The sequence below is a fragment of the Flavobacterium sp. genome, from assembly GCF_036741995.1.
GTDB lineage: Bacteria > Bacteroidota > Bacteroidia > Flavobacteriales > Flavobacteriaceae > Flavobacterium.
In genome coordinates, this window is sequence record NZ_DAINRG010000009.1 from 53,776 (window position 1) to 66,774 (window position 12,999).

The 12,999-nt window shown below is 41.4% G+C and carries 12 protein-coding genes; 10 read left to right on the plus strand and 2 right to left on the minus strand.

Annotation, left to right across the window (positions count from 1 at the left end):
• The first annotated feature begins 74 nt into the window (after positions 1 to 74).
• From V7D82_RS05195 to V7D82_RS05240, 10 genes are all read left to right on the plus strand, one after another.
• Positions 75 to 680 (plus strand): flavin reductase family protein, encoded by a 606-nt coding sequence (locus V7D82_RS05195; protein ID WP_333599915.1) that lies wholly within the window; start codon positions 75 to 77, stop codon positions 678 to 680.
• Entirely contained in the window at positions 681 to 2,981 is a 2,301-nt protein-coding gene (locus V7D82_RS05200; RefSeq protein WP_333599916.1) for an oxidoreductase, read from the plus strand. It abuts the gene before it with no gap.
• A 33-nt stretch (positions 2,982 to 3,014) separates the two neighbouring features.
• Complete coding sequence (locus V7D82_RS05205) at positions 3,015 to 4,604, plus strand: AMP-binding protein (protein ID WP_333599917.1); 1,590 nt, start codon at positions 3,015 to 3,017, stop codon at positions 4,602 to 4,604.
• 1 nt (position 4,605) lies between these two features.
• The gene (locus V7D82_RS05210) at positions 4,606 to 6,186 is read left to right on the plus strand and encodes an FMN-binding glutamate synthase family protein (protein WP_333599918.1); all 1,581 of its coding nucleotides are present in this window, start codon (positions 4,606 to 4,608) and stop codon (positions 6,184 to 6,186) included.
• Between the two features lie 65 nt (positions 6,187 to 6,251).
• A complete protein-coding gene (locus V7D82_RS05215) occupies positions 6,252 to 6,674 on the plus strand; it encodes an acyl-CoA thioesterase (RefSeq protein WP_333599919.1) in 423 nt (140 codons plus the stop codon).
• Positions 6,675 to 6,683: 9 nt separating this feature from the next.
• The gene (locus V7D82_RS05220; protein WP_333599920.1) at positions 6,684 to 7,664 is read left to right on the plus strand and encodes a carbon-nitrogen hydrolase family protein; all 981 of its coding nucleotides are present in this window, start codon (positions 6,684 to 6,686) and stop codon (positions 7,662 to 7,664) included.
• A gap of 1 nt (position 7,665) precedes the next feature.
• A complete protein-coding gene (locus V7D82_RS05225; protein WP_333599921.1) occupies positions 7,666 to 8,775 on the plus strand; it encodes a cupin domain-containing protein in 1,110 nt (369 codons plus the stop codon).
• Positions 8,776 to 8,959: 184 nt separating this feature from the next.
• A complete protein-coding gene (locus V7D82_RS05230; RefSeq protein WP_333599922.1) occupies positions 8,960 to 9,874 on the plus strand; it encodes a fumarylacetoacetate hydrolase family protein in 915 nt (304 codons plus the stop codon).
• A 145-nt stretch (positions 9,875 to 10,019) separates the two neighbouring features.
• Positions 10,020 to 10,787, plus strand: coding sequence for a maleate cis-trans isomerase family protein (locus V7D82_RS05235; protein ID WP_333599923.1), 768 nt, complete (start codon positions 10,020 to 10,022; stop codon positions 10,785 to 10,787).
• A gap of 4 nt (positions 10,788 to 10,791) precedes the next feature.
• Complete coding sequence (locus tag V7D82_RS05240) at positions 10,792 to 11,025, plus strand: 4a-hydroxytetrahydrobiopterin dehydratase (RefSeq protein WP_333599924.1); 234 nt, start codon at positions 10,792 to 10,794, stop codon at positions 11,023 to 11,025.
• Between the two features lie 463 nt (positions 11,026 to 11,488).
• On the opposite strand, the gene V7D82_RS05245 is transcribed toward V7D82_RS05240, so the two are convergent.
• Both V7D82_RS05245 and V7D82_RS05250 read right to left on the minus strand, forming a co-directional pair.
• On the minus strand, positions 11,489 to 12,586 hold the full coding sequence (locus V7D82_RS05245; protein WP_333599925.1) for a VIT1/CCC1 transporter family protein: 1,098 nt from the start codon (positions 12,584 to 12,586) through the stop codon (positions 11,489 to 11,491).
• Positions 12,587 to 12,588: 2 nt separating this feature from the next.
• The coding region (locus V7D82_RS05250) for a dioxygenase family protein (RefSeq protein WP_333599926.1) at positions 12,589 to 12,999 on the minus strand (411 nt) is incomplete at its 5' end.

Sequence of the window (12,999 nt, forward strand, 5' to 3'; positions counted from 1 at the left end):
TATGCCTATAAATTTGGTTTCAGTTCAAAAAAATAGCAAAAAATAGCTTTAATTTGTAGTAAACAAACAACACAATGCAATTTGACCCTAACGAATTAGAACATACGGCTGTCTATAAGCTTCTTACCGGTTCCGTTATTCCAAGACCCATTGGCTGGATATCGAGTATCAGCGAAAGCGGCATCAACAACCTCGCTCCTTTTTCTTATTTCAATGCCGTTGGTGACGACCCGCCACACGTGATGTTTTCAACTGGCAGAGGCAATAATACCAACAAAGACACTCTGAATAATGTCCTGGCTACGAAGCAATTTGTAGTCAACATGGTAACCGAAGAACTGGCCGAACAAATGAATATGACTGCTCAATCGGTTCCTTCGGAAATTGACGAATTTGAATTGGCCGGCGTGACTCCTACGGCTTCGCTCAAAGTAAAACCGATGCGCGTCAAAGAAAGTCCGATTGCCTTTGAATGCGAACTGGTTCACCATTATTTTCTGGAAGACCATAAACATGGCGGCGCTTGCGTTGTCATTGGCCGCATCATTATGATGCATTTTGACGATAGTGTTTTATTGGAAAATCATAAAATTAATTTAGAAACTTATAAGCCGATTTCCCGATTGGCAGGTTCTAATTATTCAAAATTGGGAGAATTATTCTCTGTCAAAAGAAATTAAATGAAAATAGCAGTTATAGGCGGCGGTCCGGGCGGACTCTACTTTTCCATATTGACCAAAAAAGCCATGCCACAGTGCCAAATCGATGTGTACGAACGCAACAAACCCGATGACAGTTTTGGTTTTGGCGTGGTGTTCTCCGATGAAACTTTGGGCGAATTCCTAAAACGAGATATGCAATCGTATGAGCTAATCCGAAGCAAATTTGCTTATTGGGATGACATCATTGTAGCCCGTGATGGTGAAGAAGTAAGCATTGCCGGAAACGGATTCTGCGGCTGTTCCCGAAAAACCTTATTGCAATTATTACAACAACGCTGCCGCGAAGAAGGCGTCAATCTTCATTTTGAGCAAAATATAGCCGATGTAAGCCAATTTCAGGACGCCGACATTATTCTCGCTGCGGATGGCATTGGAAGCGCTATACGGACGCAATATGAAAAGGAATTCGGCACCACCATTACTTTAAAGAAAAACCGCTTTGTGTGGCTAGGTTCTACCAAACCACTGGATGCTTTTACCTACTTTTTCCGAACCACACCTTATGGAACAATAGTCGCCCATACGTATCAATACGAAGAAGGAATGAGTACTTGGATATTTGAATGCAGCGACGATACTTGGCAAAAGCTCGGTTTTGAAGTGACCAATGAAGAAGATACAATAACCAAAATAAGCGAAATCTTCAAAGAAGAACTCGACGGACATCCGCTGATTTCCAATAAATCGCATTGGCGTCAGTTTCCGCATGTGACCAATAAAAACTGGTATCACAACAACATCGTTTTATTAGGCGATGCCAAAGCTACCGCTCACTATTCCATTGGCTCCGGAACTAAATTAGCTATGGATTCTGCTATAGGTTTATCGGATGCAGTGATTGCCAATCCAACCAACGTACAAGCAGCTTTTGAACACTATGACAAAACCCGCAGGAACACGGTAGAGATGATACAACATGCTGCTTTAGTTTCCCTAGATTGGTTTGAAAACATGGATCGAAACAGTCAGCATCCGTTCTATCAGTTTGCTTTTGGCTGCATGACACGCGCTAAAAAAGTAACGTATGAAAACCTTCGTTTGAGAGATAAGTCCTTTACCGATAAGGTTTTATTCGAGTTCAATACGTTACAAAATAATTTAAATCCCGCAGTTCCGGCTGCGTTTACCAAATTCAAACTAAGAGATTTAGAGTTACAAAACCGCATCGTCATGGCGCCCATGGGACAATATTCAGCCGAAAACGGTGAGGTCACCTATTGGCATTTAGTGCACTATGGAAGCAGAGCTACGGGTGGTGTTGGTCTAATTTTAACCGAAATGACAGCGGTTTCAGAAACAGGTCGAATTACTTTAGGTTGCGCTGGCATTTACACTGATAAACAAATTATTAAATGGAAATTAATCGCTGATTTTATCCATCAAAATACTCAAACCAAAATCGGAATTCAATTGGGACATTCCGGCAGAAAAGGTGCCACAAAAAAACCTTGGGAAGGCACCAACGAACCGATTGACAATCCATGGGAATTACTTTCTGCTTCACCAATTCCGTTCAATTCCAAAATGGCAACACCAAAGGAAATGACTTTGTCAGATATGGATTTGGTAACCTCACAATTTGTACAAGCCACAAAGAATGCTGATAAAGCCGGATTCGATATGATAGAATTGCAAGCGCATCACGGATTTTTATTGGCCTCTTTCCTATCGCCTCTGACCAATATCAGAACAGACGAATTTGGCGGAAGCATTGAAAACAGACTAAAATTTCCTTTACGAGTTTTCAACGAAATGCGAAAAGTGTTTCCGCAAGACAAACCAATATCAGTTCGAATCTCCGCTTCCGATTGGGCAGTAAACGGAATTTCAGAAGAAGAGGTTATTACCATTGCTACAACATTTAAAGTGGCCGGTGCCGACATCATCAACGTTTCTACAGGAAATACGGTTGAACAGCAAAAACCACAAGTTGGTCGTATGTGGCAGACTCCTTTTGCTGACGCCGTTAGAAACACGGTTCATATTCCAACTATAACCACTGGCTACATTCAGGATATTGACCAAATCAATACAATAATCCTAAACGGTAAAGCCGATTTGGTGGCATTGGGCCGACCGTTATTGGCGGATGCCAATTTTGTCCGCAACGCACAGGCCTACGAACAATTGGAAACCAATGACATTCCAAAGCAATACAAAGCAGGAAGCTCTCATTTGTATCCGTTAAAAGCCAGTGAGAGAAAGCAAACCGAAGGCATGAAGATAGCCCTGAAACCAAAAAGCAACAAAAAAGAATAACACTCAGCAACTTAGGTACTCAGCAACTAAACAATGAAACATTACGAAGATAATTTTGCTCACGAACATTTACCAAGCCCGGACTTGCAACCCGACTATGTTTTTCTTGATTTGCCTCAGTTCAACAGACCGGAGATGCTCAATTGTGTGGAAAAACTTTTGGACAATCACATCAAAGATGGCAGTGGCAATAATGTTTGCATCCGCACTTTTGAATCGACTTGGACCTATACGGATTTATTCGAAAAAGCCAATCAGATTGCCCACGTTCTGGTTGACGATTTGGGTTTGAAATCAGGCAACAGAGTATTGATTCGTTCTGCCAATAACCCAATGATGGTCGCGTGTTGGTTTGCCGTTTTAAAAGCTGGCGGCATTGTAGTAGCCACTATGCCGCTGCTTCGGGCCAAAGAACTGACTACCATTATTGATTGTGCCGAAATTTCTCATGTGTTCTGCGATAATGATTTGATAGATGAAATGCAATTGGTAAAATCCGATTTTTTAAAAACCACTTGTTATTTCAATACTACTGATTGGGAAAACTTACTGCAACACAAACCGAAAAATTTTTCCAATTACCACAGCAAAGCAGACAGCATTGCCTTAATTGGCTTCACATCCGGAACGACAGGTTTGCCAAAAATGACGGCACACTATCACAAAGACATTTTGAATATTTGCGAAGCCTTTCCCAATTACGCATTACAACCTACCGAAAAAGACATTTTCACAGGAAGTCCACCACTAGGATTTACCTTTGGCTTGGGCGGATTGGTCTTGTTTCCAATGTATTTTGGAGCCTCGACATTTTTAATTGAAAAACCAACACCTGATATGTTATTACAAGCTATTCAGGATTTTAAAATCACTATTTGCTTTACCGCCCCTACCGCTTGGCGTGTGATTACTACCAAAGTCAATGACTTCACTATTTCAAGCTTGCGCAAATGTGTGTCTGCCGGAGAAACATTGCCCTTAAAAGTGTGGCAGGATTGGTATGATCTTACTGGTTTAAAAATCATTGACGGCATTGGTGCTACCGAAATGTTGCATATCTTTATCTCTTCCAACGAAGAGAACATGAAACCCGGCGCAACCGGAGTAGCAATTACCGGATATGAAGCCAAAATTATTGATGGCAATGGAAATCAAGTTCCGACCAATGAACCGGGAAGATTAGTAGTTCGTGGCATTACCGGATGTAAATACCTGAACCGCATTGAGAAGCAAAAAGAATATGTTGTTGACGGCTGGAATTTTACTGGCGACATCTTCCGTCAGGATGAAGATGGGTACTTTTGGTTTGTGGCGCGTGGTGATGATATGATTATTTCTTCAGGCTATAATATTGGAGCTGTTGAAGTCGAAAGTGTACTTTTAACACACGAAGCCATTTTAGAATGTGCCGTTGTTGGACTGCCTGATGAAGAACGTGGAATGCTCGTTTGTGCCCACATTGTATTGAAAGAAAAAAGTAAAGCTACAGACAACATGAAAAACCACATTCAACACTGGTTCAAGGAAGTAGCAGCGCCTTATAAATACCCGAGAGTAATTTATTTTACCGATGCTTTGCCCAAAACAGAGACCGGAAAGATTCAACGATTTAAATTGAAATAAAATGAGAAAAGCGTTTATAGTATTCGCAATTACATCAATAGCCTTGATAGGAATTCTAACCTATATAAACTGGAAATTCAGTTTTCTATTATTGATATTCGTTCCGTTGATAATCATGGGATTTTACGATATGTTTCAATCCAAAAAAACCATTCGAAGAAACTTTCCGCTCTTAGGCAGAATGCGCTATTTGCTCGAAGCACTGGGTCCGGGTGCCCGACAATATTTTATTGAAAGTGATACCGATGGCAAACCATTCAATAGATTACAAAGAAGCCTCGTTTACCAAAGAAGTAAAAAAGAAATGGACACTATGCCATTCGGGACACAATTAGATCTTTATGAAATTGGCTACCAATGGATCAATCATAGTATCAAGGCTATTCCGTTTTCTGAGGTTAATAGCAATCCGAGAGTAAAAATTGGTTCGTCGCAATGTGAGAAACCCTATTACGCGAGTCTGTTTAACATCAGTGCGATGAGTTTTGGCTCCCTGAGTAAAAACGCCATTTTGGCTTTAAATAATGGTGCCAAAGAAGGCGGGTTTTATCATAACACCGGAGAAGGTGGATTGTCTCCCTATCATTTGCAAGGCGGTGATGTGGTTTGGAATATCGGAACCGGTTATTTCAGTTGTCGCACACCGGACGGCAAATTCTCTTATGATGAGTTTGCCAAAAGAGCTACTTTAGACAATGTCAAAATGATTGAAATCAAATTCTCGCAAGGCGCTAAACCCGGCCATGGAGGCATATTACCCAAAGAAAAAGTAACCGATGAAATTGCTGCCATTCGTTTGGTCGAAAAAGGACACGATATCATTTCACCACCAACGCATTCTGCTTTCAAAACACCTTTGGAATTAATGGAATTTGTAAAGTTACTACGAAAAGGCTCCGGCGGGAAACCTATCGGCATGAAAATTTGCATCGGTAACAAATCCGAATTCATTGCCATTTGCAAAGCCATGGTACAATCCAAAACCACTTTTGATTTTATTACCGTTGACGGTGGCGAAGGCGGCACCGGTGCGGCTCCTCAGGAATATTCAGACCACGTAGGCATGCCTTTGCGCGATGCCCTGGCTTTTGTTTACGATTGCTTGGTGGGTTTCGATTTAAAAAAAGACATCAAAATCATCTGTAGTGGAAAAATCATCACCGGATTTGACATCATCAAAACCCTATCCATTGGAGCGGATGTATGCAATTCAGCACGCGGAATGATGTTTGCTCTGGGCTGCATTCAGGCACTCGAATGCCACGCCAATACTTGTCCGACCGGAGTGGCCACACAAGACCCACGATTAACAAAAGGATTGGTGCCCGAAGAAAAAAGTGTTCGCGTTGCCCGTTTTCAACACGAAACCGTAAAAAGCGCTATGGAATTAATGGCCTCTGCTGGAATAGACCATCCCGATAAAGTAGACCGAAGCGTCGTGAGTATGCGGGTAGACCGAACCCAAATCAAGACCTTTGAAGAAACTTACCCCGAGCTAAAAGTCGGAGCCTTACTCGACGGTAGTAAAGTGCCTAATGAAATGTTTCATTATTGGAAAAAAGCGACTGCTGAGAGTTTTTAGAAGCTATTTCCCGCTTTCCGCGTTACATGGTAACTGCTGCAATCGGGGCTAAAAAATTAATATTTATGAGTAACTATTTTACAAAAACAGAAAAAATACGTTTCAAGCACGTTGATTACGCCGGGATTGTGTTTTACCCACGCTTTCTGGAAATGCTAAACGATTTAGTCGAAGACTGGTTTGAAGAAGCCCTTGACCGCCCGTTTTCCAAAATCCATGAAACCAATGGCATTCCCACAGTTGACTTAAAAGTACAGTTCAAAAAAGCAGCCCGTTTGGGAGAAATGTTGACCAAAAAACTTTGGGTCATCAACCTTGGCGGCGCTTCGGTAAATTGTGGTTTTCGCTTTGAAGATGAAAACGGTAAAACTTGTTTGGAAGGCGAAGTAACCTTAGTAAACGTAGCCATCGCCGAAGACCGAAACAACATCAAAGCCGAACCGTTCAACGAAGAAATGAAAACTAAGATTTCAAAATTTATCATTTAAAAGAATCAAATGGAATTCAAAAAATTTAAGGCCGCTACTGTTCAAACATCGCCTGTTTTTCTCAATGTAGAAAAAACGATAGCCAAAGCCATTTCGTTTGTCAAAGAAGCCAGCGAAAATGGTGCCCAACTCATCGCTTTCCCGGAAGTATTCGTGGCCGGTTATCCGTATTGGAATTGGATTATGACACCGGTACAAGGCAGCAAATGGTATGAGCAATTGTATAAAAATTCTGTGGCAGTGACGGATGAAGCTATGAAACCCTTATTTCAGGCAGCCAAAGACCACAACATTCATATCGTTATCGGAATCAACGAACGAGGCGACAGTTATGGTGAAATTTACAACACCAACCTCATCATTGACAATAAAGGAAACCTCATCGGTAAACACCGAAAACTAGTACCGACCTGGGCAGAAAAACTCACCTGGACATCAGGCGATGGCTCATCCTTGAAAGTATACGATACCGAAGTGGGACCAATAGGAACGCTGGCTTGCGGGGAAAATACCAATACGTTAGCGCGCTTTACGCTGCTTTCGCAAGGCGAATTGATTCACATTGCCAATTACATTTCATTGCCGGTTGCCCCACCCGATTACAATATGGCGGAAGCCATTAAGATTAGAGCAGCAGCACATTCTTTCGAAGGAAAATTGTTTACCATCGTTTCGTGTTCTACGATTTCTCAGGAAATTAAAGATGCGTTGCGCGATGATGTGCCGAATGTTGATGAATTGCTCACGCGAAAGAACTCGGCTTTCTCCGGATTCATTGGACCAAATGGCGCTGTGATTGGGGAACCTTTGATTGATGAAGAAGGAATTATTTATGCCGATATCGATTTGGAAAAATGCATTCAACCGAAACAAATGCACGACATACTGGGGCATTACAACCGATTTGATATTTTTGATTTAAGGGTAAATACTGCTCCAACCAGAAAGATTACCTTTGTAGATAATCACGAGGAGTTTAATAAGAAATAAGATGGAAGCAAAACAGTCAGACGACGTCATCGGTCGTGCGCGGGTACAGGACACGCCTGAACTCGAAGCCTATTATAAAGAATTGGAAGCCCTTGGTGCCGGAGCCCTTTGGACGGTGGCCAACGATATTGAACCTTGGGAACCCCGCTCCTCTTCCGTACCAATGCTTTGGAAATATGAAGACTTGCGCAGCTTAGTTTTAAAATCCTCCGAACTCGTAACACCCGAACAAGCCGGCAGACGAGTAGTCTATTTAGTCAATGACAAACGAAAAGATGTTAGCGCCGCTGTGGGTTGGCTGTATACCGGAATTCAGGTGACACGCCCAGGTGAAAGCACTTCAGCGCACCGTCATAAAGCTTCTGCGTTGCGTTTCATCATGGAAGGTGACAAAGGATATACGGTCGTAGACGGTAATAAAATCATGCTGGAAGTGAATGACTTTGTGATTACTCCCAATTCCACTTGGCACGAACATGGTGTAGAAGAAGGCGGCCAAACCTGCATTTGGCAGGATGGTTTAGACATTCCGCTCGTGAATGCTTTGGAAGCTAATGATTATGCAGTTTTTGATGGCAAACAACCTTTAATAGCTCCGGTGAATCATTTGCCAATGTCGTTTGACGGTAATGGTATAGTACCAGCCGATTTGGTTTGGGACAAACCCTATTCGCCGCTATTTAAATATTCCTGGAAAAAAGTCTATCCGGCTTTATTAGAAGCTGCTAAAGTCAATGAAGGCAATCCTTTTGACGGCATTATCATGCGTTATGCGAATCCGTTAACCGGCGGTCATGTAATGCAAACCATGGGAGCTTCCATTCAGTTGTTGCGTCCAAACGAACATACCAAAGCCCATAAACACACTAGTTCTTTCGTGTACCAATGTGCCAAAGGACATGGCTATTCGATTATTAACGGCCAACGGTTTGACTGGAAGGAAAGAGATATTTTCTGCGTTCCCTCCTGGGCATGGCACGAACACGTGAATTTATCCAATACGGATGATGCCTGCTTATTCTCGTTCAATGATTTGCCGGTGATTGAAAAATTGGGCTTGTACCAAGAAAGAGAGTATCCTGAGAACAATGGATTTCAAACAACCAACTAAACTTTACTATGAATACCAAATTAAAACTTTTTTCTGCTTTTGCCGGCCCCATTGGTTTCATCTTGATGGGAATTAATTTAATACTGAAAGAAGATACTATAGCTGTTATTATCGGATATACTAATATCATATTTTGGTCTGCTTTACTGCTATTTACTGTCTACAAACTTGCAACAAAAAAACAATGAAACTACTAACCTACCAAACAGCTGACACCGAACCAAGGTTAGGCTTTCTTCACAACAACCAAGTCATCGATATGGAAGACTTTGGTGAAATTTCCAATTTTCCATTGCCAAGCGATATGCTTGATTTAATTGATATGGGAATTGAAATTGTGGAAGAGCTGAACGATATGGTGGCTGATACTGAAGAAGCCTATTTCACCGAAATTGCCTATTCGATGGACGAAGTGACCCTCCTGGCTCCTATTCAAAAACCGAGAAAAAATATCATCGGGATTGGATTGAATTATACCGAACACGTATCGGAAAGTGCCCGAACTTTAGACACCACCGGAAAGCTGCCTCAGAAACCGATTATTTTTTCAAAACCGCCAACAACGGTTACCGGAACCAATACTGATGTGATTAAAAATACCAAACTCACTTCGCAACTCGACTGGGAAGTGGAACTAGCAGTAGTCATTGGCAAAAAAGGGAAATACGTACCAAAAGCTGACGCTATGGATTATGTATTTGGGTATACTGTTATCAACGACATATCGGCACGTGATTGTCGGCGTGAAGGCCAATGGATTGTTTCCAAAGGACAGGATACCTTTGCTCCTATGGGGCCTATATTAGTCACTAAAGATGAAATCGAAAATCCGCACAACCTCAACTTGTCGTTAAAAGTCAACGGTGTGGAAAAACAAAGCTCCAATACTAAATTTTTATTGTTCAACATCAACGAACTTATCGAAGATTTGAGCATCGTATTTACGTTAGAACCAGGCGATATTATTGCCACCGGAACTCCGGCCGGCGTTGGTGCGGGAAGAGATCCACAGGAGTGGCTGTATGATGGCGATGTCATAGAAGCCACTGTCGAAGGGATTGGAACCATAGTGAATACTGTTAAAGAGATTTCCAAGTAACAATATTTTGCGTTAGATTTGAGATTAAGAGGAGAATGTCCAGCGGACATTCGGTTACTAATTTAAATGACTGCGTTAGGGATAGAGCCAAGCACCGTGTGCAAGCGAAAGCCCGACCCCGATTTATCGGGGGAACGCCCAAACAATGATTCAACATACTATGACTAAAAAATACAGAATTGGACAAATAGTTCCGTCCTCCAATGTGACGATGGAAACCGAAATACCGGCCATTTTCAGAGCCAGAGAAATCATATTGCCGGAGCAGTTTACGTTTCACAGTAGCCGCATGCGCATGAAAAAAGTCACCAAAGAAGAGCTCGAAGCCATGGATGCTATGAGTTTGAAATGTGCTCAGGAATTATCCGATGCCCATGTGGATGTGATGGGTTATGCCTGTTTGGTGGCGATTATGAGTATGGGACGCGGCTATCATTGTGTGTCCGAAGTAAACCTGCATCAGGAAACGGTAGCGAATGACTTCCCTACGCCTATCGTGACTTCCGCCGGGGCTTTGATTAATGGTTTGAAAGTATTGGGCGCCAAACAAATTTCGATTATTACGCCTTACATGCGTCCGTTGACAGATATGGTGGTGGATTATATTGAACATCAAGGGATAAAAGTCAAACAAAGCATTGCGCTTGAAATTCCAGATAATCTGGAAGTAGCTGCTCAAAATCCGATGAACTTGTTGGAAATTTATAAGCAATTGGATTTGACGGATGTGGATGTTTTAGTAGCATCCGCCTGCGTGCAAATGCCATCTTTGGAAGCCATTGATTTAATCCAAAAAGAATGTGGAATTCCCGTTACTTCTGCCGCTGTATGCACTACCTTTGAGATGATGAAAAAACTCGGCATCGAAGCTAAATCAGCTATTGGTGGAGCATTACTAAACGGCACTTACTAAAATCATGGAATGGATCATTAAAGACGGAAAGCTGGTCAGTACTTTTGAATTCAAATCTCAAACAGAATTAGCCCAATTTATACTAAAAATAGCCAAACAGGCCGATGAGATGAATCACCATCCTGACTATAAAGTTTTTAAAGCTTTTACGTTGGAAATCACACTATTCACCTACGACAAAAAGGCCATTACGGAATTAGATTATAATTTAGCGGCTTATATTTCCGGTACTTTTTAGCCCTGTAGGATTAGGAATAATAATGAGTTAATTAATAGTTAAAGGACTCAAATCAAATAATTTACAGCAATTTTAATTGTAAATTTGAGTATGATTTCGATTAATTACTTGAAGGTATCACAGCGATAATTCAATAGTTGGCTGTATGAAGATGGTACAAGCTAATAATGATAAATCAAAATCATAATAGAGGTCTGAAAAGACCTCTTTTTTTGTGTAATACTATTCCAATATTGCGAAGTAATCCCAATTATTCAATATGCAGCCGGCTGCGTTAAAGTGATGTTAAAGCACTAAAAAACAAAAACTTAAGCGGATACTTTTTCGTAAATTTGAGTATGATTTCGATTGATTATCCGGATGCTTGAGACTTGGTATTCGGCGATTGATAGGCAAGAAGGCATAGTCAATACTAATGAATCAAAATCATAGAACAAAGAGGTTCATACGAGCCTCTTTTCCTTTATCCCATTACCGAAACTCCAATCAATTTTCCGATTCCGAAAGTTATAGCAGCGGCCATCAATCCAAACAATACTTGACGAAAACCTGAATACCAGAGGCTTTTACCGGTAAACAAAGTGATGCTGCCTCCTATTAAGAATAAACCGCAAGCGCTCATTACAGTACTGAACAAGACTGCTTTCATACCGCCCAAAAAGAAAAACGGAATCACCGGAATTATGGCTCCAATGGCAAAAAATACAAACGAAGCGACAGCGGCTTCCATAGCGGAACCTTTTAAATCTTCGGGGTTGATACCTAGCTCTTCTTTGATTAACACTTCGTGAGCATGATCTTTATTTTGCATAATCTCGGTTGCCATTTGTCGGGCTTGATCTTCGGGAATGCCTTTAGCCATATAAATTAGAGCCAGTTCCTTCTCCTCTCCTTCCGGATTGGTTTCGAGTTCCTCCATTTCGAGTTGCATTTGGTTTTCATATAACTCCAAAGAACTTTTTACCGAAATCCATTCGCCCAAAGCCATAGATAAAGCCCCGGCTAATAACCCGGCAATACCGGTTAGTAAGACTTCTTTTTGACCGTTGGTAGCTCCGGCAATTCCCATGACCAAACTGAAATTGGACACCAACCCGTCATTCCCCCCAAGCACTGCTGCCCGCAACGCATTGCCTCCCACGGAACGATGTCGTTTTTCAAACCGCGCCAAATTGGGCCCCGAGACCTTCTTGTCGTTATTGAGAATATTTTTTAAAATCGTAACGTGTGCCGTGTCTGAGAGCGATTCTTTAGTATTGGTCTTTTTACGAGCACTGAGTACCGAAGAAGAAATGCTTTTTTCAGTATCCAATAAAACCCCTAAGATATAATCATACCCAAACAGCTTTCCGATAAAATGCAATGTCTTAGCTCTGCCGGATGGAGGTGGTAAATGTGACGCATCTTTGTCGTATTTGGCCAAGAAAGCGATAGCGTGACTGTGTTCTATTTCACTCATTTGATGAAAAACATTGGCTACATTTTCATCTGCTTCATTATCGCCTAATATTTTGTACAAATAACTGGCATCAACTTCGGTTTGGATATTTTTTAGATTCATCGTTAGGCTATTTTTATAGAAGTCATACTAAGGCTACCTGCGACCATTTTATCATTAAAGAGTGAAACAGCTTCTCCTTTTTGTTGTAAACCAAGCACATAGAGTAGCGGAAGATAATGATCGGGGGTAGGAATGGCCAGGTCAAAGGCTTTCCCTTGTCGGTCATAATCTAATAAAGGTTGGTAATCCCCATGTAATAAATAACCATTAATAGTATCATGTGCCTCTACCGCCCAATCGAAGCCGTAATTATCTTTATGAAAATTTTGAAAATCTACCAATCGTAAATTATGTACAATGTTACCACTGCCAATAATCAAGACGCCTTTATGACGCAGTGCCTGAAGTTGATTGGCCAAACGATAGTGAAATTCCGCCGGTTTAGAATAATCAATACTAAGCTGAATAACAGG